Here is a 26,623-nt window from a genome sequence, read left to right on the forward strand (position 1 = left end):
GCACGAGCACCGGGTACCCGATCATCACGGCCCTAGTCGAGCGATTCCTCGGGCGTTTCCCTGGAGCGGCGGATGCGCAGCCTGCTCCGGAGCTTGTCCACCACGGGGTACTTCTCGCGCTGCTCGCGTGACTGCCGGTCGAGCTCCTCCACCAGTCGCATGGAACGTTTCTCCACGTCCAACTCGTCCAGGATCCGGTCGATCTCGGCCAGCAGAGCGCCGTGGAGCTGCCACTGGCGCGGGTGTTCCTGTACGCCGTCGAGGAGCAGGTGCGCCACGATCTCCCGGCTGGCGCGGCTCGCGGCGAGCTCTCTGACGAGCCGGTCCTCCGCCTCTTCGGCGTTGACGGTGACCTGTGTGGTGATCAGGACGGCGAAACTCTCGACGGCGCGGGCCATGTGGACGAACAACTCCGAGAGGGCGGACGAGATCTCCTCCGGGAAGAGCGACTCCTCCGTCCGCTCCTTGGCGAGGTCGGTCAGGGTGCGGCACGCCGTGCGGAGCACCACGGCGGAGATCTCCAGGGTGTCCAGGCCGGTGCGCAGGACGACCCGGAAGAGCAGGCCCTCCTTGACCCTGGGATTCAGCCGGAGGCTGTCCTCCGCCTGCCGCAGGGAGGCGTCGACCTGGACGATGTCGTGGTCGAGCCGGCGGGCGTCGTGCAGCGTCTCCGCGGCCTCCGCCACGGTCGTGTGGCCGCGCACCTCCTCACCGAGGCGCATCAGCAGGTCCCGCATCCGGCCGGCGAGGCCTTCGATGGCGGCGCTCGCGGGCTGCACCCACACCGGGGGCGCGAACAGGACGTTGAAGAGCAGCCCCACGACCGCCCCGATCAGCGTCTCCAGCACCCGGTCCCAGGCCGTCGCGGCCACCCGCGTCACGCCGAGCACCAGCATGGCGCTGATCGCCACCTCGGGCACGAACTCACCGGCTTTGACGAAGCGGCCGATCACCAGCGAGGCGAGGATGATCAGCCCCAGGCTCCACCAGGTCAGTCCCACCAGGGAGCTGAAGCCGATGGCGATGACCACGCCCGCCACCACCGAGTTCATGCGGCGCATGCTGGTGGTGAGCGTCGCGTACAGGGTGACCTGGACGACGAGCAGCGCCGTCAGGGGCGCGGTCAGCGGCGCCGGCTCGCTGCTCAGCATGAGGGCGACGACGTAGGAGATCACGGCGGCGACGGTGGATCTGACGGTCTGTACGACTACAGGTTCCTTGTGCCACCGGACGAGGTTCAGCAGAGGGTCGGTAACTTCAGGCACTTCAAGCTCCTTCCCTCTCTTCTGTAACTCAGGCACCATCCGTCGCTCATCACCCGGCCGCCCGCCCCCGGTGCAGGGGACGGGCGGCCGGCGTACGGTGCGTCAGTCGTCGAGGCTGACGCGCAGCTTGGCGTAGTCGCCGTAGAACACGGCCTCGACCTGCCCCTCGGCGTCCTCGTATGCGCCGGTGCCACCGGTGATCGCCGCGTCGCCTCCGTACGGGCCCGGGCCCTGGTGATCCACGGTGCCGCTGACGGTGATGCTGCCGCGGTCGGTGCGCATGACGCCCTGGCACTGCGCGACGACGCTGTGGGGCGTCACCTCGACGGCGCTGCAGTGGGAGGTGGCGTCACCGATCTTCTTGCCGGGCTTGCCCTTCTTGACGTCGTACAGGTACGCGTACGACGTCCAGTCGGAGCCCTTGCGGAGCTTGCGCGGCATGGTGTCCGAGTGCTTGTGCGCCAGCCAGTTGAGCACCTTCGCCTTGGACTCGGCCTTCGGCGCCGGGGCCGCCTGGGCGCTGAGGGCGAAGGCGCCCGTGGCGGTCACCGCCAGGGCGGCGGTGGTCACGGCGGCGGACAGCTGTCGGGCACGGAAACGGAGCATGGAACCTCCTGTTGATGTGTTCGGACGGCCCGGCCCTGGGCGACGGGCGTGAGCGCGAGCCCACCTCAACGCACGGAAGGGCCCCGGAGTGATCGCCACGGGCGGGGAGTCACCCGCCTGGTTGCGCACTGTCACCCCTTTGGCCCGCCCTCGCCGCCGCCCGCCTCGGTCCCTGTGGGAACCGGGGTCGCGACGGGAGAACTGCATGGGAACAAATCACTGGATACCGTGGTCAACGGGACTAATCATCGAGCAGGAGAGAGCGAAACGATGGCCGCACAACCAGAGGGTGTTCCGTGCTGGGCCGACGCGATGTTCACCGATGTGGAAGGCGCCAAGGCCTTCTACGGCGACGTGCTGGGCTGGACCTTCGGTGAGAGTTCGTCGGAGTACGGCGACTACACCCAGGCGTACTCCGACGGGAAGGCGGTGGCCGCCGTCGTCCCGCCGATGCCGGGCCAGGACGCCCCGCCGGCGTGGTGTCTGTACTTGGCGTCGCCGGACGTCGCCGCCACCGCCCGGAAGATCACCGACAACGGCGGCGAGGTGCTGATGGAGCCGATGCAGGTCGGCGACTTCGGGTCCATGCTGATCGCGAAGGACCCGAGCGGCGCGGTGTTCGGCGTCTGGCAGGCCGGCCGGCACGAGGGCTTCGAAAAGCACGGGGAGCCCGGCGCGTACGCCTGGGCAGAGGTCTTCACACGCGCGCCCGAGAAGTCGGACGCGTTCTTCCCCGCCGTCTTCCCGTTCACCGTGCAGCGGGTGGAGGACGAGGCGATGGACTTCAAGGTCTTCAACGTCGACGGCAACCCCGTTCTGGGGCGGATGACGATGACGGACGAGTTCCCGCCCGAGATCCCGCCGTACGTCCAGGTGTACTTCACCGTCGAGGACTGCGACGCGGCGGTGTCGAAGGCGACGGAGTGCGGCGGCACGCTGCACTTCGGGCCGATGGACAGCCCGTTCGGCCGATTCGCGGCGCTGACTGACCCGCAGGGCGCGGCGTTCGCCGTGATCGACCTGCAGACGACGCAGGGCGAGATGCCGAAGATGTCGGCCGCCTGAGCCGGCCGGGCGCGGGGGGGGGGGGGGGGGGGGGTGGGGGGGGGGGGGCCCCCCCCCCCCCCCCCCCCGCGGCGCGGTGGCAGCGACTACTTGTTGAAGCAGTGGTTGCCGGTGGCCGGGTTGAGGAGGCCGATGACGTTGACGGTGTTGCCGCAGACGTTGATCGGCGCGTGGATCGGGATCTGCACGAGGTTGCCTGAGAGCACACCGGGCGAGTGCTTCACCTTTCCCTCGGCGTAGGCGTCGGCGCTGGCGGTGCCTGCGCCGGCGAGGACGGCGGCGGTGGCCAGGGCGGTGGCGGCGAACGCGGTGCGGATACGCATGTTGCTCTCCTAGAGGAAGATCTGACGCGCTGGTGCGCGCCCGCTGCATCGGCGCCCGCTGACGCCTCATCAGTTTCACGGTGCCACTCGGACGGACGCGGATGTTCACACATGCGCGCGGGGGTGCGGGCGGCCGGGGACGGCCGTTTCCCCTACCCGCCTCCGGCCGCCGCTCCTAGAGTGGGCGCATGAGCGAGAACTGGGACCCGTCCGGCGCGGGAGTCATGAGGCTGCCCTCGGGCCTGTTCGTACGCGGCCGGGGCCTGCGCCGTCCGCTGCCCGCCGGGCCGGCGCCTTCCTTCGCCGTCCACCTGCTGGGCAAGGAACCGCCGCCCGCCGCGTGGGAGGCCCGCTGGCTGCGCTGGCCGGACTTCCGCCTGCCGAGCGACCGCCGCCGGGCCCGTGACGTACTGTGCGAAGCGCTCGAGCGGGCTGCCCACGAGCGGGTGGAGGTCGCCTGCGGCGGCGGTGTCGGACGTACGGGCACGGCGCTCGCCTGCCTGGCCGTCCTCGACGGGGTTCCGCCGGAGGAAGCCGTGGCGTACACGCGTCGCCACTACCACCCGCGCGCCGTGGAGACTCCCGGGCAGAAGCGCTTCGTACTGCGCTTCGGCGACAACGGCCCGTGACCCCGGCGGCGGCCGGTCACTCCACCTGGATGGCGAGCAGGCACGCGTCGTCGTCGTGGGCCGAACGCGTGTAGTCGGCGATGATCCGGTCGAGGGTCCGCCGGGGCGAGAGACCCGCGTGGCCGGACAGACTCCGGCCGAGGTTGCCGATGCCCACGGTGATGTCCTCGCCCCGCCGTTCGACCACGCCGTCGGTGTAGAGGAACAGCAGGTCGCCGCTGCGCAGCGGCACCTCCGCGGTCTCGTACGGGTAACCGGGCATCGTGCCGAGCAGCGGGCCGAGGTGGTCCGTCGGCAGCGCGGACACCTCCTGCCCGCGCCGCAGCAGCGGGGGCGGATGACCCGCGCACGCCCAGCGCAGGACGCGGTCGTGGTCGATGTGTCCGGTGGCCATGGTCGCGGTCATCGCCGAGGAGTCACTGCACACCAGCTCGTTCAGCCACGTCGTCATCTCGCCCGCCGAGGCGCCGGTCTGCGCGAGCCCGGCGAGGGCGTGTCGCTGCTGGGCCATCCGGGCCACGGCGTCCAGACCGTGGCCGACGGCGTCTCCGATGGCTACGAGCACGCGCCCGTCGGGCAGCCGCCTGCACTTGTACCAGTCGCCCCCTACGGCGGCGTCGGGTTCGGCCGGCAGATAGGCGGCGGCCACGGTGAGGCCCAGCTCCGCGAGCTCCGCCGAGTGCGTCGGCAGAAGGGCCTCGCGCATGACGGAGGCGATGTGCCGTTCCGCCTCGGCCTGCTGGCGCAGACGTTCCGTCTCGCGCTGGGTCTCCGCCAGGCGGCGCCGGCTGCGCATCTGGGGCGTGAGGTCGCGCGCCACGAGGTGCACGGCCCAGGGGCGGCCGTCGATCCCGGCGACGGGTCTGCCGAGGAGGTCCAGGGTCCGCACTTCGCCGAAGACCCGGAAGCGGATGCGCGTCCAGGACGGCTCCTCACCGGCCAGGACGGCGGTGATCAGCTCGGCGAGCGCCGCCACCTCACCGGGCAGGACCGCGTCGCACAGTTCGGTCAGGGACCACGGCATCCTCGTGTCCGTACGGAAGATCCGGTGCAACCCCTCCGACCAGCTGACCTGCCCGGAGAGCAGGTCCCAGTGGCCCCACCCCATCGACGCGATGTGCTGGGCGTCGAGGGTCAGGATCTCCGCCTCGCTGCGCGCCGGGACCCAGGTGGTCAGCAGGTGGTCGCCGCAGGAGGCGGCGTAGTAGAGGAGGGGGGCCCGGCGCAGCCGGCCGTGCCGCTCCTCGGTGTAGTCGACGGTCAGCCCGTTGAGGGCGCGGCCGGACTTGAAGACCGAGGTCAGGGCGGACAGCAGCCCGCTCGTCGCGGCTCCGGGCCGGGCCTCCAGGAACCGCTGCCCCACCTGGGTGTCCGGCGCTTCGAGCCATTCCGACGAGCGGACGTGGTTGCCGGCCCGGATGACGAAGTCGGTGATCTCGCCGCCCTCGTCGACGACGGGGTCCAGCAGAGCCGCCGAGACGGGGATGGCCGACATGCTGGAGCACAGGCACGCCCACGGGTCATGGCCCGCCGCGCCCTCCTGACAGATCTCGCCGGAGGTGTTCGCCCCGGCGGCCGCGGGGCCGCTCTCCGCACCCGGTCTTCCGGAGGTGAAGGTCTCCAGGGACTGGCTGCTCATCGGCGACGCGTGGGTGATGGCGCTCGCGAGCGGGAGACGTTCCTCCGCCTTGCGCCGTACGTCGGCGCGCAGAGCGGCGACCTCGCCCTCGATGAGCGCCTTCAGGCCGTCCACGTCGTGCGGAAGATCCGGCAGGCCGGGCAGGGAGAAGCTCACGGGGCCGTCACCGCCCTGCCGTCCACGACCTTCACGGTGACGTCCTCCCGGATGCGCGCATCAAGATCCGTTCTCGCTGATCGTAGGTTCCGCCTCCGACACGCGCGAACGCTGACGGACCGGGTGGGGACGGCGGGGCCGCGACGGTGAGGGGGACCAAGGCCCCGGCCGTACGGGACCTTGGTCCCGTGTCGGGCGCTTTCGGGACGGAAACACCCACATCACGAAGACGAGGAACCGTTCCCGCGCCGGGTGGTCCGCAGCCGCCGCAGGAGCACCACGGAAGGAAGACGATGCGCTGGATCGCGCTGGCCCGAGCCCGACTGAAGCGGGCGACCGACGCCGTACTCCCACCCCGCCCCACCTCGCCCGAACCGGCCTCCGACGCGTTGCTCGTACGGGCGCCCACCGGAGGCGAATGCTGGACCTGCGTCGAGCGACGGCAGATCAGCTGGCGGATCACGGGGGGCCTGGGATACCCGTGCTGCGTCACGCTGGAGCGCAGGACCGACGAGGGGAAGTGGCGCGAGGCGGCGGTGCTGGCCTCGCAGGTGGACCCCCGCGCGTTGCGCGCCTCCGTCGTGGTGCCGGAGCTGCCCGAGGGGCCGTACCGCGTGCGCATCACGTCGCCCGAGCTGCCGCACGGCGCCTGCAGCCCGCCCCTGACCATCAGCCGCAGCGGCACCGTCCACGTACCCGCGCACACGGGTTGAAGGGCGGCGAGTCGCCCACCCCCTTGCCGAACCACCGCGTCGCCTCGCCGGACGACGGGACGGGCGCGCCGGACCGGACGATCCGCTCGTCGTGTCAGGCGGACCGGCTTCGACGGCCGGTCCGCCCGATGCTGCCGGCAGTCGCTCCCCCACTCGCCCGCGCGGCGCCGAGACGCCCCGGGCGACTACCTCCTGCCGGTCGCCCGGAAGAATCCCCGGACGTGACCAATCCTCCGTGCGCGGCAGCCGTCTTGATCCACAACGGGGTCCGCCGCGAGAGAGCAGGCGACCCAAGGGCCCCTTACCGCACCAGGGTTCGGGAGCCGGCCGACTGGACACTCCATGCATACCCGTTGGCGTCGGCGGCTGTCAGTGACACATCCGCTCCTGCCGTTCCTCGTCGACCGCAGGCCGTGACAGGCCCGGAGGGCGCGGGCGGCGCGGTCAACTCCGCGCGGGAGAGCGGCTGCCGGTACGGGCGAAGTCCTGGGCCAGCAGCGCGCGGGCCGTCTCCTTCGCGTCGTCCGCCGCGGCGCTGTCCCCGGATACGGCCGCCGTGGTGATCGCGCCCTCCACCAGGAGGAGGAGCGAGCGGGCAAGGCCGGCGGAGCGGCCCGCCTCGCCGGCCAGCCCGACGAGAAAGTCCTTCAGCGCCTCGACGTGGTCCCGGGCGGCCGCCGCGACGGCGTCCGACGTGGCGCCCAGCTCCCCGAAGGAGTTGACGAAGGCGCAGCCGCGGAAGCCGGGCTCCTCGAACCACTGACGGAGCCAGTCGAAGACCGCGAGGATCCGGTCCTCCCCGGGGCGCCGGGACTCGACGTACTGTGCCAGGGAAGCCCGCCACCGCACGTCACGCCGGCGCAGGTAGGCCTCCACCAAGTGGTCCTTCGAAGGGAAGAGCTGGTACACGCGCTTCAGGGACGCTCCCGACGCGTCGCGGATCTCCGCCAGGCCGACGACCTGCAGGCCGCGGCCGTAGAAGAGCGCCTCGGCGGCGTCCAGGATGCGGGTCTCTTGGGCCGCGGTTTCCATGTCCACTTCTCCTTGCAAGAGAATCACTGTTCTCCTAGGCTAGCGGAAGCGAGGGAGAACGATCATTCTCCCGCATCCGAAGAGGAGAGTCATGTCCGACGCGAGGCCGCCGTTCCCGCCCTTCACCGCCGAGACCGCCCGCCAGAAAGTGCGGGCGGCCGAGGACGCCTGGAACAGCCGCGACCCGGAGCGGGTGGCGCTCGCCTACACCGAGGACTCCGAGTGGCGCAACCGCGACACGTTCCTGCGCGGGCGCGCGGAGATCGTCGGCTTCCTGCGCGACAAGTGGCGGCGCGAGCTGGACTACCGCCTGCGGAAGGACCTGTGGGCCTTCACCGGTGACCGGATCGCCGTCCGCTTCGAGTACGAGTGGCACGACGCGACGGGCCAGTGGTTCCGCAGCTACGGCAACGAGAACTGGGAGTTCGAGGCGAACGGCCTGATGCGGCGCCGCTACGCCGGCATCAACGACCTGCCCATCGCGGCCGACGAGCGACGCGTCGCACTCTGAGGACCTGCGGCCCCACGAGCACTCCGCGCGCCCCGTCGGCGTGCGGGACAGGCCGTCAGCCGGGCCAGGTTCCGGTGAGGCGCCGAACGGTGGTCGCGCCGCCGCGGTCCACCGCCGCCTTGACGGCGGCGAAGATCGCGCCCTGCACGGCCGCCGCGATCAGGATTTCCCGCCATCCGCGTTCCTCGTCGGTGGCGTCGGGGGCGTCCTCGTCGTGGCCGATGACCTTCCACACCTGCTTGAACACCGCACCGGCCAGGGCGCCGCTCACGGCGCCCAGCACCATGCCGACCGGCTTGTAGACGACCTTCGACGCCTTCATCAGCACCGCCCGCTGCGTCGGGTGGCGACGACGACCACGGCGATCGCCACCGCGAGACCGGCGATCACCAACACATTGCGGCTGCTGTGCGACGCCGCGTGGGCGCCGGGTTCCGCGTCCCGGTTGTGCATCTTGCGCCCCAGCACGTGGGCCGTGCCCGACAGTTGCTGGTTGGCGGACGCGGCCTTGTCGTGCACCATCCCCTTGACCTTCGCGGCCTTCTGCTGCGCCTGCGCCTTGACGTCGGCCTTGGCGGCCAGCGCCTCGACCGTCCGGCCGAGCTCCTCGCGGGTCCGCTCCACCTGGGCCCTCAACTCCTCGGGGTTCGGCGAGGAACCGTCGCCCTTTGCCTTGTCCGTCATCGCCGTGCCCTCTCCTTGATCTCGGCCACGTCGGCCTTGACGCTGCTGATGGCCTGCTCGGGGGCGGCCGGCGTGGCACGGCCGACCTGCTTCTTGCCCATGAGGGCGAGGACGGCCGCCAGTACGAGGAGCGCGCCCGTGACGACCAGCGCGGCGAGCCACAGCGGCCAGACGAGATCCAGAGCAACAATCGCGGTGGCCACCGCGGCCTGCAGCGCGAGGAGGCCCACCACACCGGCTCCGCCCAGCAGGCCGCCGCCGAGCCCGAACCGTTTTCCCTTCTGCTGCATCTCGGCCTGCGCCAGGCGCAGCTCTTGCCGCATCAGTTGGGAAATCTGCTCCGACGCGTGCTTGACCAGGTCGCCCACCGACTCCTCGGTCTCCCTGCGGGGCGATTGGCCCACTGTCGTGCTCATCCTCGTGACCTGCCTTTCCTTGCCGCATCTCGGCCGGCGCCGTGGGTGGCGCCGCCGGCCCGCTCGCTGGTGGCTGTCGTTCCAAGTCGTAACCGCTCCTTCGGGTGCCCGCCAGCCGACACCCCACGCGCGGGGAAGGGACATATCCACCCGATGACCGGATCTGCCCCGCCCGTACGCGGCGCACTAGAGCAGCAGGCGCAGCAGCAGGCGCGGCGCGTGACGCACCAGCAGGGCGCTTCCGACACCGATGGCCGCGCCCGCCGCGACGTCACTGGGGTAGTGTGCTCCGGCCTGGACGCGCTGTACGGCGACCATCGCGGCGGGCACCGCGGCCGCCGCCCCGAGCCACGGCGAGGTGAAGGCCACCGCGACGGTGAACCCCACAGCGGCGGCGGTGTGTCCGGAGGGGAAGGACGAGCTGTCCGGACGCTCCTCGGCGCCGTTGTGCGGAATCATGTCCGCGGGCGGTCTGCGCCGCTCGTACAGCTGCTTGAACACGGCGTTCGCGATCAGCTGCGCGGACAGCATGCTGGCCACTCCCCCGGCCGCGGCCCTGCGTTCCGGCGCGCCGCCCAGGATCGCCATGGCCAGGGCGGCGCCCCACCAGAGTTTGGTCCGCTCGGCCGCCGACTCCACCGCCGGCAGCACGCGCCGGGCCAGCGGCGAGTCCCATGAGGCGGCCCGGTGGGTGAGTTGCCGGTCGAGGCGGCGGAGGTCGTGGAGGAAACGCGTCACGGTGTCTGCCGACCGTGTGATGCCGACCCCGTCGGCACCCCTGCCCAGGCGCTCCGGCACAGTCAGTCGCTGCCCATCTGCTTGCGGTCCTGATCGGTCCACTTCCGCGTGTCGCGCGGTTCGACGTACGGCTCCTCGTCGTCGGGGTGCCCGCCGGCGATGGCGCGTTCGCGCGTCATCTCCGCGTCGAACTCCAGCCCCAGCAGGATGGCCAGGTTCGTGATCCACAGCCAGACGAGGAAGATGATCACACCGGCCAGGGCGCCGTACGTCTTGTTGTACGAGCCGAAGTTCGCCACGTAGAGCGCGAACCCGGCCGAGGCGACCATCCAGATCACCAGGGCCAGGAAGCTGCCGGGGGTGACCCACTTGAAGCCTCGGCCCCGTGCGTTCGGCGCTGCCCAGTACAGGAGCGCGATCATGATGGTGACCAGCACGACGAGCACCGGCCACTTCGCGATCGACCAGACGTTCAGGGCGCTGTCGCCGATCCCCAGCGTCTTGCCCAGTTGCCGGGCGAGGTTGCCGGAGAACACCACGATCAGCGCGCTGACACAGGCCAGGATCATCAGCGCCAGGGTCAGGAGCAGGCGCAGCGGCGTGACCTTCCAGACGGGCCGGCCTTCCGGGATGTCGTAGACGGCGTTCGAGGTACGGATGAAGGCGGCCACGTAGCCCGAGGCCGACCAGAGCGCGCCGAGGAGACCGACGATCGCGATGACCGACCCCGTGCCGCTCCCACTGGCCTGCAACTGCTCGACCGCACCGGTGATGACCGTGCGGGCGGAGCCGGGCGTCAGCTTCGCGATGTTGTCGAGAACGGTCTTGGTCGCCGACTCCCCCGCGATGCCCAGGATCGACACCAGCACCAGCAGGGCGGGGAAGAGCGCGAGGATGCCGTAGTACGTGAGCGCGGCGGCCCGGTCGGTGAGCTCGTCGTCCTTGAACTCCGCCATCGTGCGCTTGAGCACCGCTCCCCACGACTTCTTGCCCAGCTGGGTGGGCTTGTCGGGAGCGTTCCGTTCCACCTCGGGGTCGGGGCCCGCGCGGCGGCCGGACTCCCCGTCCGGACCGGTGTCCGGGGAGCGGTTCTCGCGGCCGGGCTCGTCGTCTCCGTGCTCTTGCTGCCACTTCGATGCCATGACCTACGAGTAACCGCAAAGCCGGGGCTCCGCACGTTGAGCCGGCTGGGAATCGCAGTACTCGGGAGGGACGCGTCGTCCATTCGGGTGAGGTCCGGGCGCCCGCTCGGGCCGGCGCTCCTCGCGGTCACCGGGGAGGGCGAGCGGTCAGGCCGGAGCGATCGTGCCGTGCACGAGGAGGTGGAGCGCGAAGGCGATGATCAGTGCGCTCGAAGCCACGGCGGTGACGAGTCGCCCGCGGCTGCCGGTCAGTGCCCGGCCGAGCAGGGCCCCGCCCCCGGCGAGGAGCAGCTGCCAGCTGGCGGACGCCGTGAACGCGGCGAGCACGAACACGGCCTGTTCCGCGTGGCCCGGAGGGTCCGCGCTCCTGCTGCCGAGCACGAGCGCCGCGAAATAGATGACGGTGGTGGGGTTCATCAGCGTCATCCCCAGCAGCCCCAGATACGCCCGCGCGGCGCCGGCCTCCCCGTCGTCGTCCCGCGTCGCCGCCCGGCGCTCGCGGTATCGCAAGAGTTCCTTGACGCCGCCGCGGACCGCCAGGGCGATCAGTACGCATGCCGAGATCCAGCGCAGCGGAAGCACGACCGGCTGGATGACGGGGGCGAGCGCGGATCCGCCGACGGCGGCGATCAGCGCGTACAGACCGTCGGCGGTCGCCACGCCGAGCGCGGCGCAGACACCGATCTTCAGGGACGTACGAGCCGTGAGCGACACCAGATACGCGGCGACCGCCCCCACCGGCACGGCGATGCCATAACCGGCGAGGAGCCCCGCGACCAGGGCGGCGATCACGACCGGACGAGCGTCGGCCTTCGCGATCGGCCGGCCTGCTGCTGGACCCGCACCGGAAGGGCGGCGGAGGTCAGCGGCGAAGGGGCGGCGGTCGTGGTGTCCATGGGCAGATCCTGTGGTGGGGCGGCGGCCCGGTCAACAGGATTTCGCGAGGGGTCGTCGGAGTGTGCGGCCGGCTCGACCCGTGGGCGATCCGCCCGGCATGAGCGCGAAGCCGGGCACGGTTCGGACACCGCAGAGCGAAGCCGGGCGCGGTACGAACGCCGCCGCCGTCGCGCGGCGCTCACGGGTGCCGGCATCCCGCGTCGGTGTCTGCCCGGTGGGCCGGCCCGCCGGTTTCCACCGACTGGAGCGCGTGCATTCGGTGGCGGCGCGTGAAGATTGTCCGCGACGCCGGACCGCGCGTCAGGGGAAGGTGCGGAGCAGCCGCGGTCGTGCCGTGCGAAGACCGCCCGGTGATGGCCGGGACGGGGGCAGCATGGACGCGATCACGGCGAGCAGGGCTCCTCACCGGGCGAACGCATCGCATATCGCTTTGACTTCGTTGATTGCCGAGGCAATCATCCGGGTATGTCACGCACCTTTGACGAACTCGTGTCCGAGGCGGAAGCCGTTTCGGTGGAGGGCTGGGACTTCTCCTGGCTCGAGGGCCGGGCGACCGAAGAGCGCCCCTCCTGGGGGTACCAGCGGGCGATGAGCGAGCGCTTGGCCCGCGCGTCCTCGGCGCTCGACATCCAGACCGGCGGCGGGGAGGTCCTCGCCGGCGCTCCGAAGCTGCCGCCGACGATGGTGGCCACGGAGTCCTGGCCGCCCAACGTCGCCAAGGCGACGCGGCTGCTGCACCCGCTCGGCGCCGTCGTGGTCGCGGATGCGGACGAACCTCCGTTGCCGTTCGCGGACGGCGCCTTCGACCTGGTGACCAGCCGTCACCCCGCGACGGTGTGGTGGGAGGAGATCGCCCGGGTGCTCCAGCGCGGTGGCACGTACCTCTCCCAGCACGTCGGCCACTCCAGCGTCTTCGAACTCGTCGAGTACTTCCTCGGCCGACAGCCCGAGGAGGTGCGCCGCGCCCGGCACCCCGACGACGAACGCCGGGACGCCGAGGCCGCGGGCCTGGAGGTGGTCGACCTGCGGTTCGAACGGCTGCGCGTCGAGTTCTTCGACATCGGCGCGGTGATCTACTTCCTTCGGAAAGTGATCTGGATGGTGCCCGGTTTCACCGTCGACCAGTACCGCGACCGGCTCCGGGAACTGCACGAGAAGATCGTGGACGAGGGGCCGTTCGTGGCTCACTCGACCCGCTTCCTCATCGAGGCCCGCAGACCGGTGTGAGGCCGACCGCCGGGAGTGGACCGGGAACGGGCGAGCCGCCTACCTGCCGAACACTCCGGCGCTGTAGAGGTAGAGAGCGACGACGCCTGCCACGCAGACCAGGACCACGAAGGAGCTGAAGCTCGTGTGACTTCCCCGTCGCCGGGGCGCGCGCGACCTCCCGGACCGGCCGGACCTGCCGGAGCTCTTGGGACGGCCGGGGTCTCCCGGCTTGCCGGAGCGGCCCGGCGCCCGCGGGGTGGTGTCGACGGCGGCTTCCGCGAGGAGGCGGCGGCAGGTCGCGGCCAGTTCGCCGGCCCCGGCGGCCAGCGGCACTATCGCCTCCGAACGGGCCGGGGCCGTCGTACCGCCGTCGAGGATCCGGCCGGCGCGGACGAGGATCTCGCCCCGGCCGCCTGCCGGCGCGAGGCTGATCCAGCGCTGCACATGCTCGCCCCTGATGACCACTCCCCCCGCGCGGTCCCGGTACACGGTGTGCTCCCGCCACAGCACGTCGGCCAACTCACCTGCGGTGTCCCGCAGTTGCCCACTCATGCGTCCCCCTCCGCCGTACGGCACGTCGACAAGCAACGCACTCTAGCGGCAGGTACACACCAACTATGCCCGGGGGCTCGTCGGGGTCGGCGGGGTCGACGGGCCTAGCGGTAGTCGAACTCGACGTAGTCGATGTCGTTCAGCTCGACCTGGAGACCGGGCGCCCGGCGCCCGCGGTCCTTGAAGTACTCCTCCTGGAGGGCCTCCGCGGCGATGCGCTGCAGTTGCTGTTCGCTCGCGCCCGCCGCCTGCGCGTCGAAGAGGCGGCTCGCGTACGCCGGCGGCAGGTGCTGGGTGATCAGCCGAAGCCGGCTGTCGTCCGTGGTGCCCGGCGCTGCGGTGAATCCGAACCGCGCGCGGGTCTCGATCACGATGCCGGTGGTGCTCGCGGCCTGCTGCTTCGCCCGTTGACGAACCCGGGGCTGCCAGTTCTTGGCCACCTCCGCGACCAGGCGGTCGGCAAGGTCTCTGCGGGGCCGCTTGAACTGGCCGGTGAGATAGCGCTCCACGGTGCGCTGCGAGACGCCCAGCCGCTCCGCCACGGCCTTGGTGGAACCCTTCTCGTGCTTCACCAGAAAACGCATCCGCGCCTGCGCGGACTTAGGCAGAGGCCGGGTGAACGTGTTCGCCTCCGCCTTGTCGAGGCTGTCGCCCAGGATGCCCATCGCTGCCCCCTCCTCCCCTACTCGCCGTCGGCGGACGCGTCGCCGCCCTTGATGTGCCGGGCGGGATTGAGGCCCTGGTCGAGCATATGCACCGCCCACATCATCGGCCGGCTGCCCTCGCACTTCACCATGCCGGGTGACACGCCGAGCCGGAACCCGCCGGGCAGCGGCTTGTCATCGGGCGTGCGGGGCAGGAAGTCCAGCGGCGAGGGACCGTCGGACAGGTACACCGCGCAGTCGGAGAGGACCGCGATGGGGAACAGTCCGACACTCGCCAGCTTCATCATCTTGCGGTGCATGTTGATCCGGGCGGCGGAGATCACGGCCGCGCGGATGTCGGGACGCCAGGTCGGGCGTTCCAGTGCCGGCCAGCGTTCGCCGGGGCGGTATCCGATGCCCTGGGGGCGTTCCCGGAGCTTGCCGATGCCGCCCTTGACCGTGGCCTTGACGGCGGACAGTACGGCGGCCTCCTGGGCGTCGATGTGCTTGTGCTCGTCCATGGCCTTGAGGAAGTCGGCCTCACGCATGCCGGGGACGACCCCGAGCCGCTCCATGGTCACCATGTACGCGTCGCGCAGCCGCGTGTACCAGGCGTCCAGGTACGCGGCGTTCTGCGGCCGCACGTACGCCTCGGCCGGCCGTACCTCGTGCCCGAGCTCCACCGCGTAGGCGACGGTCGGCGTCGCGTACCAGGCCGGTCCCGCGGGCCGTTCGCCGTGCGGTGTGAACGGGTTGGGGAGGCGCGGATCGATGTCGATGTGTGACAGGTCGACGAGCCAACTGCCGGGCAGCTTCGGGTCGAACGCCGGATGGTGGAAGTGCGCCGCGGGGCCGATGCCCACGTTCAGCCGGTTCGCGGCGGCGGCGAACGCCATGTTGACGTCGATGCCGACCGCGTAGGGCTTGTCGCACTCCTCGTCGGTGAGCAGCTCCGGGTCGCGGATCCACTCGTACGCCTCCTCGTCGAGGACCTCGGCAGGGGTGCGCCGGTGGCCGCGCGGATACAGGGCGGCCACGACGGGGTGTTCGTCCGGGGCCTCCGGTGGCGCCGGGTCCACCGGGGCGGTGAGCGCACCGGGGTTGGGGCCGGACGACCAGGTGCCCGTCGTCGCGTCCTTGACGGCGCGGGTGGGCGGACGCAGCGCCGTCATCAGCTCGAGACCGGAGACGGCGCAGGAGCCGCGCGGCGTGATGACTCTGGTGGCGTACGCGCCCAGGACCTGGGCCAGGTCTGCCGCTGGAAGGTTCGGAGCATCACCCCACGCGCGGGGGTCGAGCGCGCCCCAGGGCACGATCGCGAACTGGACGCACTGGCGCCGGCCCGCCTGCGCCGGGCGGTAGACCCTGGCCCACGGTCCGAAGCCGCGCTTGGTGGTCTGCCAGTGGGCCCGGGCAATCTGCTTGTTGACGGTGTGATCTGCGGGAAGACGCAGGCCCCGCCGGTCCTCCAGCTCGGCCGGCAGGCCGAGCCGCTCGGCGGCCGCCGCGGTCACGACGATCAGCGGGTCGGCGTCCTTGCCGTTGCGGTTCAGCCGGGGCGCTCCCAGACGCGCCTCGTTGAGGGCCCAGTCGACCAGGCCCGGGACCGTCGTCGCGGGGCAGTCCAGCACCAGTCCGCCCACGCAGTACGCCGCCCCGTCACCGTCCAGCACCGCGAGCGGGCCGTGGGCGAAGGCCGGATCGAACGCCGCCTGCGCGGCTGCGGGCTCACGCGACGCGGGCTTCCCGGCCGAGGAGCGACGCGACGCCGGAGGACCCGCCGGCGTGCGGGCGGCGGGTGGCGCCGAGGCGACACGTCGTGCCGGGGACGCGCTCGACCGTTCCGACGCGCCAGAAGCGGCCCGGGCGGACTCAGCCGGCTGCACGGGCTGAGCGGGACGAGTGGTCGGGGCGGGTGGTGCGTCCTGAGCGGAAGGGGTGGCCTGGGCGGCCTCAGGGGTCGGGGCGGGCTCAGTGGTCCGGACGGGCTCAGTGCCCTGAGCGGTCTGCGGCTCTTCGGCCGACGTGCCCGGTCGTGGCGCGGCCGCCGTGGGAGCGGTCGGGGGAGGCGGCGTGGCTGCCAGTTGGGTGGCGATGCCTTCGAGCAGCTTCGCGTAGGCGGCTCGAGTGGGGCCCTGCGGTTCGCTGCGGCCGGCTTCCCATCCCGCCACGGTGGTCCTGGTGACCCCCAGCGCGGCGGCGATCTCCGCCTGCGTGAGGCCGTAGTCGGTGCGCAGCCTGGCACGCTCGGCCGGCTCGGGCAGGTGAGTGCGGCGCGGCCCCGACTTCAGGAGGGCGTCGACGGGGTCGGGCTTGCTCGCCATGCGGCGCTCGCTCCTTCGGTGTCGGTCGGGTCCCGGTCGGGTGTCAGTCGGTGTCGGTCGCTGAGGTGCGGTGCGGGTCGGCGTCCAGGAACTCGCGCAGGTGCCGACCGGTGAGGATACGGGCGGGATTGCGGCCCGGAGGCAGCGGAAGCCGATGCCCCAGTGCCCACTGGAACCGCGTGGCGGGGGCCAGGTCGAAAACGTACTTGCCGCCCGCGGTGACGTCCGGCTCGGATCCGACGATCCGGAAGGCGCCCACGCAGACTCCGCCGTCAACGAAGGCCAGCAGGAAGTCTCCGTGCCTGCCGACCGTCTGCGAGGAGAAGCGCCACCACCGGGCAGCCCCCTCCGCAACGGTCTGACCCTTGCGAAGCGACTGCCGCACGTCCACCGCGAGCATCCGTCTCTGACCCCATCCACTGCTTTGGTCACCACTCCGATCCGATCCTAGCCCCAAGCAAAAGCTTTATCGGCCGATAAAAGCTCGCGTCCCGTCATGCGCCGAACGCACTTCGGCGGCCGTCAGACGCCCATGGGCTCCCAGACCCTGCGGCGCAGCCACGCACGCAGCCCCCTTGACGTTTCCGGGTCGGGAGGCGGCGGAGGGAGCGGGCGGCTCGTTGCCGGGCGCGGCGCGCCGCGGTGCTCGCGCGCCTCGTCCAGCAGCAGCGCGAGGCTCACCCGCTGCCAGAGGACCTCGTCCGGTTCGTCGGCCCGCAGCAACCGGTCCATGGCCTCGCGCGCGGAGGGTGATTCGTTGTGGCGCTCCACCAGCCCCGGCCGGAGCTTGTGGAGGTAGGCGCGCTCGTAGGGGTCGTCGACGACCTCGGCGAGCTGGGCGGCACTCAGGACGGAACTGGTGATCGCCGCCTGCTCCCAGAGGTCGTCAGTCTGCCGCGTCAGCAGGCTCATGCGCCGGCTTCGCCAGTTGCGGGCGCGGCGGTCCGCCCCCGCGTCGAGCACGTCGCGCATCTTCTGCGGTGACCTGCCGGTGAGAAGTGCGGGGTGATTGTCGGCGAACTCCCGGAGCTCTTCCGCGAGATACAGCCAGACGACGGCCCGGTAGCGGTTCAAGCAGAACTTGACGGGCGTGATGTACCCGGCACGGGCCAGCCTGCCGAACCGCGCGGGGCTGGTGCCCATCATCTGTGCCCCCTCGGTGGTCCCCACGGTCCGCACCCGCTCACGCAGCGTTTCCAGAGTCGGGTCCGCCGCCCGCAGCCTGTCGATCTCCGCACGGGCGACCCTGCGGTGACTGCCGTCGCTCTCCACCGACGCACGGACATGCCCCAGCAGGACGGCCAGGTCGAACTCCCCGCGCTTCAAGCCCAGTTCCTGGACGGCCCGGGACACGGGCAGGGGCTTCGCCGTCTGCGTGACCGCGGCGGTGCGGTGTGCTGCCTGTACGGTCATGATCGTCTCCCCCGTGAGATCCGAATACTCTCGGTGACGACCGTAGCCCGGATCGCGCGCAGCCCGCCCGGCCTGTGGAAAACTTCCCGGCCGGGCGAGAACGCGCAGGTCAGAACTCGGTTACCGCACCCAGTCCCGGCTGCCTCGCGGCTACGCCGAGGTGTTCACCGACGCGGTTCACGAGCAGGGTCATCTCGTACGCGATCTGCCCGATATCGGCTTCGGCGGCGCTCAGCACACACAGGCAGCTGCCGTCGCCGGCCGCTGTGACGAACAGAACCCCTTCGTCGAACTCGACCATCGTCTGGCGGACCTTGCCGGCCCTGAAGTGCCGGCCCGACCCCTTGGCGAGGCTGTGCAGACCCGATGACACGGCGGCCAGATGCTCGGCGTCCTCCCGCGCCAGACCCGTGCTGGCCCCGGTCACCAGACCGTCGTTGGACAGCACCAACGCGTGCCGCACGTGCTCGACCCGCTGGGTCAGGTCGTCCAGCAGCCAGTCGAGTCCCTTGTCCATGGCCATGTTTGGGCCTCCCCGTTCCTTCGTTCCCCGTTGCCCTGGTCGTTGACCAGCCTTACCCACTGTCGTCGTCGCGGCAAGCACGTGTTTCCACCGGTACGCGTGGGGCGGGTGGGGCGCCGGACATGTGAGGGAGGTTCAGCCGACCGAGTCGAGCAGCCGTGCGGTGTGCATCCTTCCCGCGTACTCGACGAGACGTACGAGGACCTCCTTGCCCGAGTCGCGGTCCCTCGCGTCGCAGAGCACCACCGGTGTCCCCCGGTCCAGGTCGAGTGCGCGCGAGACGTCGTGGGCACCGTAGGCCCGTGAACCCGCGAAGCAGTTGACCGCCACGACGAAGGGGATGTGGCGGTGCTCGAAGTAGTCCACGGCCGGGAAGCAGTCCTCCAGGCGACGGGTGTCCGCCAGGACGACGGCGCCGAGGGCTCCTTGGGACAGCTCGTCCCACAGGAACCAGAACCGGTCCTGCCCCGGTGTGCCGAAGAGGTAGAGCGACAGGCCGGACCGGATCGTGATGCGGCCGAAGTCCATGGCGACGGTCGTGGTGGTCTTGCGGTCGACGCCTCCTGTGTCGTCGACCGTACGGCCGGCCTGACTGAGCTGTTCCTCGGTGCGCAGCGGCCGGATCTCGCTGACGGCGCCGACGAGGGTTGTCTTGCCGACCCCGAAGCCGCCGGCGACCAGGATTTTCAACGCGAGGGAGGCCGTCTGACCGGCCGTGTCGTCGGAGTGCTCGGAGCCCATCGATCACTTCTCTCAGGAGAACTTTCAGCATCGGTACGTCCCTGTCGCCCCAAGCCGCTCGGCCATGCAGGGGTTCGGGGGGTGGGGCGGGGTGGGTGGGTCGCGGGAGTCGGCCTCAGAGGGCGCGCAAGCCCTCGATCACCTCCTTGAGAATCCGTTCGTCCGGCAGTTGCGCGGGGGGCACCGGCCGGCTGACCCTCACGTAGCCGGACTCGAGCAGGTCACCGAGGAGAACGCGGACGACGCCGACCGGCAGGTCGGCGCCCGCCGACAGCTCCGCCACGGACTGCGTCTCCAGGCGGCACAGCGCCACCAGGGCGCGGTGTTCGGGGCCGAGCAGCGATTCCTCGGCGCTGTCCGGCGCCTCCTCCGCGAGGTCGACGAGCGCGATGAAGTCGAACCGCGCCCCACCGGGACCCGGTTCGGTCCTGCCACCGGTCATCGCGTACGGGCGTACCAGAGGGCCCGCCTCGGCGTCGTACCAGTGGCTGCCCTGGAGGGCGGGGTCGGTGCCTGCGTCCTCGGTCATGTGCGGTGCCCGCCTTCTGTGCGGTCGTACGGTCACCCCGCGGCCGGCGGCTGCGCGGCGAAGCGGGGCGGCGTGTACAGGTGTTCACCGACGCGCTTGACCAGCCGCGCCATCTCGTAGGCGATGAGGCCGATGTCGGCCGCGGCGGAGCTGAGCACGGCGAGGCAGGACCCGTCACCGGCCGCCGCGACGAACAGCAGGCCGTCGTCCATCTCCACCAGCGTCTGGCGTACGTCACCGACGCGGAAGTGACGGCCGGCCCCCTTGGCGAGGCTGTGGAAGCCGGACGCCACGGCCGCCAGGTGTTCGGCGTCCTCGCGGTTCAGCCCGCTCGACGCGCCGACGGCCAGGCCGTCGTTCGACAGCACCACCGCGTGCCGCACTTCCCCCACCCTGGTCACCAGGTCGTCCAGCAGCCAGTCGAGTTCGCCGGAGCCGTGGGCGGTGCGGGTCGTCCGCTCGTGCTCGATCACTTCGGGTCTCCTTCTCTGCCGCGGATCCATCCGCTGCGGTAGGCCGTCATGCGGTCCCTCGCCTGTTCCGGAGTGCGTCGCTTCGCGGCCTCGTCTGAGGAGGGGTCCGAGGACGCTGGATCGGGCGGTGCGGGTGCTTCACGCAGTTGCGGAACGAGACTGGCCTGCCGGACCCTTCTCGGGAGCCCGCTCTCGTCGTTCCCGGGAACGTCCGGCCGGGGCGTGCGGCTGTGCGGCCGCAGAGTCGTCACTCCGGCGGGCCGGCGCGGGCCGGGCTCCGGCTGCGGCTCCGGTTGCGGCTGTACGGCGAGTGCCGGACGCGCGGACTGTGCGGTGGGGGCGGCCCCGTTCGTACGCACAGGGCCGCCGCGCGAAGCGAGAGACGGCCCGAACCGGGGATCGTTCTCGTCCCGCGCCGGAACGCCGTCCTGCCGCTGCTCGCGAACGGCCGCCGGCTCCGCGTCCGCCGCCTGCGTCACGGCGCTCTTGAGCAGCGCGACGGGCAGCAGGACGACGGCCGTCGTCCCGCCGTAGGGCGAGGTGCGCAGGTGGACCTTGATGCCGTGGCGGGAGGCGAGCCGGCTGACCACGAAGAGGCCGAGCCGGTCGCTGTCGAAGAGGTCGAGCGCCTCGGACTGCTCGATCCTCCGGTTCGCCTCGGACAGGGACTGGGGGCCCATGCCGAGCCCGCGGTCCTCGATCTCCAGGGCGTAGCCGTTTCCCACGGGTTCACCCGTCACGCGCACTTTGGTGTGCGGCGGGGAGAACTGGGCGGCGTTCTCGACGAGTTCCGCCAGCAGGTGCGTCAGGTCGGCCACGGCGGTGCCCGCGACGGCGGCCTCGGGCAGGTGGCGCACTTCCACGCGCGCGTAGTCCTCGATCTCGGACACGGCGGCGCGTACGACGTTGGTGAGCGGTACGGGCATGCGCCAGGCACGACCGGGGGCCGCTCCGGAGAGGATGATCAGGCTCTCCGCGTGCCGGCGCATGCGGGTGGTGAGGTGGTCGAGGCGGAACAGGTCCCCGAGCTCGCCCGGGTCGTCGGCGCGGCGTTCCATGCTGTCGAGCAGGTTGAGCTGGCGGTGGACGAGGACCTGGCTGCGCCGGGCGAGGTTGACGAAGACGCCCGACACGCCGCTGGCGAGTTCGGCGCGTTCCACGGCGGCGCCGACGGCCGCGCGGTGCACGGTGGCGAGGGCTTCGCCGACCTGGCCGATCTCGTCGTCGGAGGGCGGCCCCTGAGGGGCTTCCGCATGGATGTCGATCTCTTCGCCGGCGCGGAGCCGGTCCATGGCGTGCGGGAGTTTGCGCCGGGCGATCTCCAGGGCGCTGTTGCGCAGGCTGACGAGTTCGCCGACGAGTCGGCGGCCGATGCGTACGGAGATGACGAGGGAGGCCGCCACCGCCACGAGCCCCAGGAGTACGGCCGCTCCGGACGGTGTGAACGCGCCGCGGGCGAGGGGGCCCGCGGGCCCGCTCGCGCCTCTTTCGGCCCGCTCCCCGATGTCGCGCGCCGAGCGCCGGACGGCGGTGTGGGCGGCTTCCCAGGACGCGGCGGGAACGGCTTGCGCGGCCTTCCGGCCGGGCGGCGCGGCGATCACTTCGTCCTCGGCGGTGAGTACGCCGCCGTACGCGCGCTCGCGGGTGAGTGCGCGCCAGGCTTCGCGCTCAGGGGCCGGGAGGTCCGCGACTGCGGACTCGGTGAGGGCTCTGCGGGTCGCCGCCGCTCCGGCGAACTGACGGTGGCGGCGCGCCTCGAAGCTTCGGGTGAGCTGCGCGGAGGAGATCAGGGCGTCCTCGCGGGCGAGCATCTCGCCGGCCCGGGCGAACTCGAGCCGTACACGTGCGTAGGAGCCGAGCCGCGCGTCCTGGACGCGCGTGAGCGCTCCTTGGACGCCGAACGCGTCCTGGATGACCCGTGTGTACTGCGCGTACGTCCTGTCCCAGTCGGCCCCGCCGTCGAGGACCCGGGTACGCAGCGCGCTCAGCCGTTCCGTGCCGGACACGAACGTGCCCAGTCTGGAGGCCACCTCCCCGGGGAGGTCCGCGCCGTCGGCGACGGTGTGCGCGTCGTCGAGCCGCAGGACGTCCACCGCGCTGCCGGTCCGTTTCGCCTGCTGCCGCAGGGCGGCGGCGCGGTCGTCGTCCGGCGACGCGAGGTGGCGGAGCGCGGCACGGCGCTCCGCCTGGAGTTCCGCGACGGTGGTGGTGATGGGGAGGCGTATCTCCTCGTCGACGCGTTGGAGCCGCTGTTGTCCGGCGACGTCCTGTGCCGTCGTGACGGTGGCGAAGGCCCAGAGAGCGAGCAGGGAGACGACGGGCACCATCAGCAACGAGACGATCTTCGCCCGCACCGTTCTGGGGCGCAGTCGCCGGCGTTCCCGGGAAGCGGCGGCGGAACGTGCCCGCGTACGGGTGTCGCCTCCCGCCGCTCGGGAGTTCTCGTCGGCGGGCGGGCCGGCGTGCGCCCGCCGTCCACGCGCGGGAGGCGCGGACCGGGGTGGTGTTTCGGCGCCCGGGGTCCTGCGGGGTCTGCGCATGGCCTCCTCGTTCCGGATACGGGGTCGTGCGGTGAGTGGTGCGGTGGACGCGGCGCCGTTCTAGGGAACGGCCGTTTCGGTCGGCCGCTCGGCGGAGGCGTAGGCGGCGCGCTCGCGGGCTGTGGGCGACAGCGCCACGAAGGCCGCGGTGAGGAAGAGGTACGACCCGAGACCCACGGCCAGGGGGAAGATGAACTGCATGGCCGTGGCACCGGGGAGGGCCTCGCCCGATGGACTGACGCGGACGCCTACGGCGGCCATGCCGGTGTAGTGCATGCTGCTGACGGCCGCCCCCATGACGAGTGAGGCCACGGCGACCGCGACCGGCGACTTGATGTTCAGGGCCGCCCACAGAGCGGCGGTCGCGGCGACGACCGCTATGACGACGGACAGGCCGACGGTGAGCGGGTCGTAGGAGACGGACCCGTGGAGGCGCAGCGCTGCCATGCCGAGGTAGTGCATGCTCGCCACACCGAGCCCGGTGGTGACGCCGCCGAGGAGCAGCGCCCTGCCGCGGTCGCGGCCGTATCCGACGGCGAACACGCCGACGCCGACGACGAGGATCGCGACGATCAGGCTGAGGACGGTCAGGGGAACGTTGTAGTGGATCTCGGTGCCGGCGACGCCGAACCCGAGCATGGCGACGAAGTGCATCGTCCAGATGCCGGTGCCGAGGGCGGACGCGGCGGTGATCAGCCAGTTGCGGCGGGAGCGTCCGCTCGCTTCCAGCGCGCGGACGGTGCACCGCAGGGCGAGGGCGGCGCCGATGACGGCCATCGCGTACGACAGCGCGGGTGTCAGCCAGCCGAAGGTGGCGTGGTCCAGGTGTCCCATGGCTCAGGGACGCTAGCCCTCACGGGGGCGCACATTGGGGGCGCATTTCGAAAGCTGCCCGAATATGACAGAGATACATTGCCGAACGATCGGCCTGCGCTCGAACATGCGCGCCGGATCTGCGGTGCCGTCACCGGAGCCCGGGGCTTCTGAGGGACGATGTACGCATGGCCAACGACCTCACGCACGACGACCCCACGCACGTACAGGAGTTCTTCACGGCCCGCGCCGCGGACTGGGACTCCCGCTTCCCCGACGACGGGCCGGCGTACGCCGCCGCCGTGGCCGATCTCGGTCTGCGGGCCGGTGACGCCGTGCTCGACGCGGGCTGCGGCACCGGCCGCGCGCTGCCGTACCTGCGCAAGGCCGTGGGGCCCGAAGGCGCGGTGCTGGGCGCGGACCTCACGCCGGCCATGCTTCGGGCGGCCGTGGACGCGGGCCGGGATCGCGCCGCCCGGCTGCTCGTGGCCGACGTCGCCCGGCTGCCCGTACGGACGGGCTCCCTGGACGCCGTCTTCGCGGCCGGGCTGATCTCGCACCTCGCCCAGCCCTCGGCGGATCTGCGCGAGGTGGCAAGAGCGGTGCGCCCCGGCGGCCTGCTGGCCCTGTTCCATCCGGTCGGCCGGGCGGCGCTGGCGGCGCGCCACGGCCGCCGGATCACACCGGACGATCTGAGGGCCGAGCCCAACCTCCGGAAGCTGCTGGCGGGCGCCGGGTGGCGGATGACGTCCTACACCGACGAGGACGACAGGTACCTGGCGCTGGCGGTCCGGGACTGAGCCGGGAGCCGTGCCGCCCGCGCCCGGTCGTCACTCGGCGGCCGGGCGCACGGTGTGCGGGACCGGGCAGCCACCCGCGCGGGGGGCCGGGAACGTCCCGAGTTCCGCGACCGTGTAGCCGTTCGGGTACCCCTTGATCTCCGGGTTCTGCCGTGCGTAGTGGGGCCCGGTGCGCGGTGGGAGCAGGCGCACGGCGCGGGCGCGCAGCCGCAGGGCGCCGTTGACCACCGCCCGGGCGGCGGGCGACGGAGTGTCGTAGCGGAAGGCCCGCAGGAGGGCGTCGTCGAGGAGGGCGAGGGCGGCGCCGCGCACCAGCGGCGCGAGGGGGCGCGGATACCAGGACGCCATGAGCGCCAGCGTCGCGTCGGAGACCGCGCGCGCCCCCTCGTCCCAGCCGAAGTGCTCCGCCTCGTACGTGTCGAGGAAGCGCTCGAACTCCTCGAAGGACTGAGGGATGTCCGTGATGCCCATGTGCCGTCCGAGCGTGCGGTAGTACGCGGCAGCTGCCCGCAGCTCGTGGTCGGACAGCCGTCGCCAGCCGTAGGAGTCGATCCAGCGCTTCGGCATGACGACGAACGTGCACAGCACATAGCGCATGTCGTCGTCGCTGATGTCGTAGGCCCGGTGCATCTGGTTGATACGCCGGATCGCGGTGCGGCCATCGTCGGTGTCGAAGCCGTGCTCCACGACGGTGTCCAGGAGCAGCGCGGTGTCGTCGTAGCGCTTCTGGGAACGGTCGGTGAGCTCGGCCGTCTCGGCGAGGAGGCGGCCGATCGCAGGGACGGCGTACGTGCGGTACAGGGCCAGTTCAAGTGCGCGGGTGTAGTCCCAGGGGAACTCGTACGTCGCGGTGAGCCGGTAGATCGTCAGGAAGTCCTTGTCCGGGTCGAGGCGCTGGATCTCCTTCAACCGGTCGTAGCGCTTCAACGCACCGCCCCCTTCTGTCGCCCGGCCTCCAACTCTACGTTGGAAGAACACACATGGAGGATCCGTGCACCAATCAGCCAGGGGGAAGGCGGTCCACATGTTCGACGACGCGAAGGACAGACTCCGCAAGCTCTTGGGGCCGCGTACGGACGGTGCGGCCGGTGCGCCGCGGGCGCGCCCGGGAACGCGTCAGCACAACCTCTTCGAGGCCGCCGCGGTGTACGTCGCCGCGTGTGCGGAGGACGACGAGCGCCGTAGCGAGGAAGCGGCCGGCTGGGTGTCGCCGGAGGCCCTCTCCTTCGGTGTCAACGAACTCGCCTGCCGGGCGGTGATCGCTCTCGCGCGGGAGAGCGGCGAGTCGCCGCAGAGCGTGGCCCGTGCCCTGCTCGGCCTGCCGGCCGCCTGATCCGCTCGTTACCTCGCCGCCCTCGACGAGGGGGTTACTCACTGGTTAGGGTGCGCCGACGACCGATCCGAAGGAGGGTGCCGTGACCGGGCCGGACACCGACACCGCCGAGAGTGCCGAGGACGCCGAGGACGCACTGTTCGTGCTGACCGCGGTGCTGCTGACGCCCGCGCAGTTCCCGAGCGTCCTCGGTGACGACTATCCGCAGGCCTGCGCTGCGCTCGGTCTGGAGCCGTACGCCGACGGGTACGGGCTGGTGCTCGGGCAGGACGGCACGGGCGCGCGGTGGACCGTGGTGATCGACGACGTGTCGCTGGTGGCGGTCGCCATCGCGTCCTGGGACTGCGGCATGGAGTACGACCTGTCGCCCGACGAGCGCACGGTCGTCGCCGGGCTGCCCGGCTGGCCGCTCCACCTCGCGGTGGCCGCTCCGGGCATCCCCGCCCCGCACGACCCCGCACCCGAGGACGGGGCGGGCGGCGAGAGCGGCCCGGTTCTCCTCTCGCCGCCCGACACCGGCACCTGGGGGCCGGCCCAGCGGCGGCTCGGCGCCGACGAGATCGCCCTCCAGTGGGCGGCCTGGCGGGAGCAGATCGACGACGGCGAGATGTCCGCCGGCTCCGGTGACACGCCCCACCGGGGTGTGCGGCGTGTGATCGAGGAGCTGCACGGCTACGTACAGGCCCCGCCGCCGCCCGGGCGGGTGCGCTCGACCTTCGCGTCCGGCGAGGCGCGGACACTGCGGGCCGACGGCCCGGGGTGGTCCGTGGTCGCCAGGACCGACGACATCGCCTTCGTGCTGCTGGACGACGAGCCGGGCGAGGTGCTGCCCGTGGGGCGGGGACCCGAGCTGCCCGGCCTGCTGACGGCTCTCGACCGGATCGCCGTACGGCCTGCCTGACGGCGGCACTCC

The 26,623-nt window shown here is 71.9% G+C and carries 31 protein-coding genes; 8 read left to right on the forward strand and 23 right to left on the reverse strand.

The window, feature by feature from the left end:
* Positions 1–32 precede the first annotated feature (32 nt).
* Positions 33–1,265 carry an FUSC family protein gene (locus AC07FK_RS26345; RefSeq protein ID WP_479107416.1) on the reverse strand — a complete coding sequence of 411 codons (1,233 nt, stop codon included), beginning with the start codon at positions 1,263–1,265 and terminating at the stop codon, positions 33–35.
* A 102-nt stretch (positions 1,266–1,367) separates the two neighbouring features.
* The gene (locus AC07FK_RS26350) at positions 1,368–1,871 is read right to left on the reverse strand and encodes a hypothetical protein (protein ID WP_479107417.1); all 504 of its coding nucleotides are present in this window, start codon (positions 1,869–1,871) and stop codon (positions 1,368–1,370) included.
* A gap of 270 nt (positions 1,872–2,141) precedes the next feature.
* Between AC07FK_RS26350 and AC07FK_RS26355 the strand changes: the two genes are divergently transcribed.
* Positions 2,142–2,936, forward strand: a complete 795-nt coding sequence (locus AC07FK_RS26355) for a VOC family protein (protein ID WP_479107418.1) — start codon at positions 2,142–2,144, stop codon at positions 2,934–2,936.
* A gap of 86 nt (positions 2,937–3,022) precedes the next feature.
* Here AC07FK_RS26355 and AC07FK_RS26360 read toward each other — a convergent pair whose 3' ends face one another.
* Positions 3,023–3,259 (reverse strand): chaplin, encoded by a 237-nt coding sequence (locus AC07FK_RS26360; RefSeq protein ID WP_479107419.1) that lies wholly within the window; start codon positions 3,257–3,259, stop codon positions 3,023–3,025.
* 188 nt (positions 3,260–3,447) lie between these two features.
* On the opposite strand from AC07FK_RS26360, the gene AC07FK_RS26365 reads away from it, so the two are divergent.
* On the forward strand, positions 3,448–3,888 hold the full coding sequence (locus AC07FK_RS26365; RefSeq protein ID WP_479107420.1) for a protein-tyrosine phosphatase family protein: 441 nt from the start codon (positions 3,448–3,450) through the stop codon (positions 3,886–3,888).
* Between the two features lie 16 nt (positions 3,889–3,904).
* Here the strand turns inward: AC07FK_RS26365 and AC07FK_RS26370 are convergent, their stop codons facing one another.
* The gene (locus tag AC07FK_RS26370) at positions 3,905–5,683 is read right to left on the reverse strand and encodes a PP2C family protein-serine/threonine phosphatase (protein WP_479107421.1); all 1,779 of its coding nucleotides are present in this window, start codon (positions 5,681–5,683) and stop codon (positions 3,905–3,907) included.
* A gap of 293 nt (positions 5,684–5,976) precedes the next feature.
* On the opposite strand from AC07FK_RS26370, the gene AC07FK_RS26375 reads away from it, so the two are divergent.
* Positions 5,977–6,396 (forward strand): hypothetical protein, encoded by a 420-nt coding sequence (locus tag AC07FK_RS26375; protein WP_479107422.1) that lies wholly within the window; start codon positions 5,977–5,979, stop codon positions 6,394–6,396.
* Between the two features lie 444 nt (positions 6,397–6,840).
* On the opposite strand, the gene AC07FK_RS26380 is transcribed toward AC07FK_RS26375, so the two are convergent.
* Entirely contained in the window at positions 6,841–7,428 is a 588-nt protein-coding gene (locus AC07FK_RS26380; protein WP_479107423.1) for a TetR/AcrR family transcriptional regulator, read from the reverse strand.
* A gap of 91 nt (positions 7,429–7,519) precedes the next feature.
* On the opposite strand from AC07FK_RS26380, the gene AC07FK_RS26385 reads away from it, so the two are divergent.
* Complete coding sequence (locus AC07FK_RS26385; RefSeq protein WP_479107424.1) at positions 7,520–7,939, forward strand: nuclear transport factor 2 family protein; 420 nt, start codon at positions 7,520–7,522, stop codon at positions 7,937–7,939.
* A gap of 55 nt (positions 7,940–7,994) precedes the next feature.
* On the opposite strand, the gene AC07FK_RS26390 is transcribed toward AC07FK_RS26385, so the two are convergent.
* The 6 genes from AC07FK_RS26390 to AC07FK_RS26415 form a co-directional block, all read right to left on the reverse strand.
* On the reverse strand, positions 7,995–8,261 hold the full coding sequence (locus AC07FK_RS26390; protein ID WP_479107425.1) for a DUF4235 domain-containing protein: 267 nt from the start codon (positions 8,259–8,261) through the stop codon (positions 7,995–7,997).
* Positions 8,261–8,623, reverse strand: a complete 363-nt coding sequence (locus AC07FK_RS26395; RefSeq protein ID WP_479107426.1) for a DUF3618 domain-containing protein — start codon at positions 8,621–8,623, stop codon at positions 8,261–8,263. The genes AC07FK_RS26390 and AC07FK_RS26395 overlap by 1 nt, the downstream gene beginning before the upstream one ends.
* Positions 8,620–9,039 carry a phage holin family protein gene (locus AC07FK_RS26400; RefSeq protein WP_479107427.1) on the reverse strand — a complete coding sequence of 140 codons (420 nt, stop codon included), beginning with the start codon at positions 9,037–9,039 and terminating at the stop codon, positions 8,620–8,622. Before AC07FK_RS26400 ends, AC07FK_RS26395 begins: the two co-directional genes overlap by 4 nt.
* 186 nt (positions 9,040–9,225) lie before the next feature.
* Positions 9,226–9,777 (reverse strand): phosphatase PAP2 family protein, encoded by a 552-nt coding sequence (locus AC07FK_RS26405; protein WP_479107428.1) that lies wholly within the window; start codon positions 9,775–9,777, stop codon positions 9,226–9,228.
* A gap of 62 nt (positions 9,778–9,839) precedes the next feature.
* Positions 9,840–10,919: a YihY/virulence factor BrkB family protein gene (locus tag AC07FK_RS26410; RefSeq protein ID WP_479107429.1), complete on the reverse strand. Its 1,080-nt coding sequence runs from the start codon at positions 10,917–10,919 to the stop codon at positions 9,840–9,842.
* A gap of 147 nt (positions 10,920–11,066) precedes the next feature.
* On the reverse strand, positions 11,067–11,711 hold the full coding sequence (locus AC07FK_RS26415) for a LysE family transporter (protein WP_479107430.1): 645 nt from the start codon (positions 11,709–11,711) through the stop codon (positions 11,067–11,069).
* A 570-nt stretch (positions 11,712–12,281) separates the two neighbouring features.
* Between AC07FK_RS26415 and AC07FK_RS26420 the strand changes: the two genes are divergently transcribed.
* Positions 12,282–13,043 carry a class I SAM-dependent methyltransferase gene (locus tag AC07FK_RS26420; RefSeq protein WP_479107431.1) on the forward strand — a complete coding sequence of 254 codons (762 nt, stop codon included), beginning with the start codon at positions 12,282–12,284 and terminating at the stop codon, positions 13,041–13,043.
* 39 nt (positions 13,044–13,082) lie between these two features.
* Here the strand turns inward: AC07FK_RS26420 and AC07FK_RS26425 are convergent, their stop codons facing one another.
* From AC07FK_RS26425 to AC07FK_RS26475, 11 genes are all read right to left on the reverse strand, one after another.
* Positions 13,083–13,577: a hypothetical protein gene (locus AC07FK_RS26425; RefSeq protein ID WP_479107432.1), complete on the reverse strand. Its 495-nt coding sequence runs from the start codon at positions 13,575–13,577 to the stop codon at positions 13,083–13,085.
* Positions 13,578–13,681: 104 nt separating this feature from the next.
* The gene (gene tpg, locus AC07FK_RS26430) at positions 13,682–14,242 is read right to left on the reverse strand and encodes a telomere-protecting terminal protein Tpg (RefSeq protein WP_479107433.1); all 561 of its coding nucleotides are present in this window, start codon (positions 14,240–14,242) and stop codon (positions 13,682–13,684) included.
* A gap of 17 nt (positions 14,243–14,259) precedes the next feature.
* Positions 14,260–16,545, reverse strand: coding sequence for a telomere-associated protein Tap (gene tap, locus AC07FK_RS26435; RefSeq protein WP_479107434.1), 2,286 nt, complete (start codon positions 16,543–16,545; stop codon positions 14,260–14,262).
* Positions 16,546–16,588: 43 nt separating this feature from the next.
* Complete coding sequence (locus AC07FK_RS26440; RefSeq protein ID WP_479107435.1) at positions 16,589–16,930, reverse strand: hypothetical protein; 342 nt, start codon at positions 16,928–16,930, stop codon at positions 16,589–16,591.
* Between the two features lie 137 nt (positions 16,931–17,067).
* A complete protein-coding gene (locus tag AC07FK_RS26445; protein ID WP_479107436.1) occupies positions 17,068–17,958 on the reverse strand; it encodes a DUF6397 family protein in 891 nt (296 codons plus the stop codon).
* Between the two features lie 109 nt (positions 17,959–18,067).
* Complete coding sequence (locus tag AC07FK_RS26450; RefSeq protein WP_479107437.1) at positions 18,068–18,481, reverse strand: roadblock/LC7 domain-containing protein; 414 nt, start codon at positions 18,479–18,481, stop codon at positions 18,068–18,070.
* 135 nt (positions 18,482–18,616) lie between these two features.
* Positions 18,617–19,222, reverse strand: coding sequence for a GTP-binding protein (locus tag AC07FK_RS26455; RefSeq protein WP_479107438.1), 606 nt, complete (start codon positions 19,220–19,222; stop codon positions 18,617–18,619).
* A 115-nt stretch (positions 19,223–19,337) separates the two neighbouring features.
* Positions 19,338–19,751, reverse strand: coding sequence for a DUF742 domain-containing protein (locus AC07FK_RS26460; protein WP_479107439.1), 414 nt, complete (start codon positions 19,749–19,751; stop codon positions 19,338–19,340).
* Positions 19,752–19,783: 32 nt separating this feature from the next.
* A complete protein-coding gene (locus AC07FK_RS26465; protein WP_479107440.1) occupies positions 19,784–20,224 on the reverse strand; it encodes a roadblock/LC7 domain-containing protein in 441 nt (146 codons plus the stop codon).
* The gene (locus AC07FK_RS26470; RefSeq protein WP_479107441.1) at positions 20,221–22,764 is read right to left on the reverse strand and encodes a sensor histidine kinase; all 2,544 of its coding nucleotides are present in this window, start codon (positions 22,762–22,764) and stop codon (positions 20,221–20,223) included. The genes AC07FK_RS26465 and AC07FK_RS26470 overlap by 4 nt, the downstream gene beginning before the upstream one ends.
* A gap of 60 nt (positions 22,765–22,824) precedes the next feature.
* Positions 22,825–23,598, reverse strand: a complete 774-nt coding sequence (locus AC07FK_RS26475; RefSeq protein ID WP_479107442.1) for an MHYT domain-containing protein — start codon at positions 23,596–23,598, stop codon at positions 22,825–22,827.
* Positions 23,599–23,765: 167 nt separating this feature from the next.
* On the opposite strand from AC07FK_RS26475, the gene AC07FK_RS26480 reads away from it, so the two are divergent.
* Positions 23,766–24,377, forward strand: a complete 612-nt coding sequence (locus tag AC07FK_RS26480) for a class I SAM-dependent methyltransferase (RefSeq protein ID WP_479107443.1) — start codon at positions 23,766–23,768, stop codon at positions 24,375–24,377.
* Between the two features lie 30 nt (positions 24,378–24,407).
* Here AC07FK_RS26480 and AC07FK_RS26485 read toward each other — a convergent pair whose 3' ends face one another.
* Positions 24,408–25,304: an oxygenase MpaB family protein gene (locus AC07FK_RS26485; RefSeq protein ID WP_479107444.1), complete on the reverse strand. Its 897-nt coding sequence runs from the start codon at positions 25,302–25,304 to the stop codon at positions 24,408–24,410.
* Between the two features lie 97 nt (positions 25,305–25,401).
* Between AC07FK_RS26485 and AC07FK_RS26490 the strand changes: the two genes are divergently transcribed.
* Both AC07FK_RS26490 and AC07FK_RS26495 read left to right on the forward strand, forming a co-directional pair.
* Positions 25,402–25,710: a hypothetical protein gene (locus tag AC07FK_RS26490; protein WP_479107445.1), complete on the forward strand. Its 309-nt coding sequence runs from the start codon at positions 25,402–25,404 to the stop codon at positions 25,708–25,710.
* A gap of 82 nt (positions 25,711–25,792) precedes the next feature.
* Positions 25,793–26,611 (forward strand): hypothetical protein, encoded by an 819-nt coding sequence (locus AC07FK_RS26495; RefSeq protein ID WP_479107446.1) that lies wholly within the window; start codon positions 25,793–25,795, stop codon positions 26,609–26,611.
* Positions 26,612–26,623: the final 12 nt, after the last annotated feature.

This window comes from Streptomyces sp. NPDC046122 (assembly GCF_056429965.1).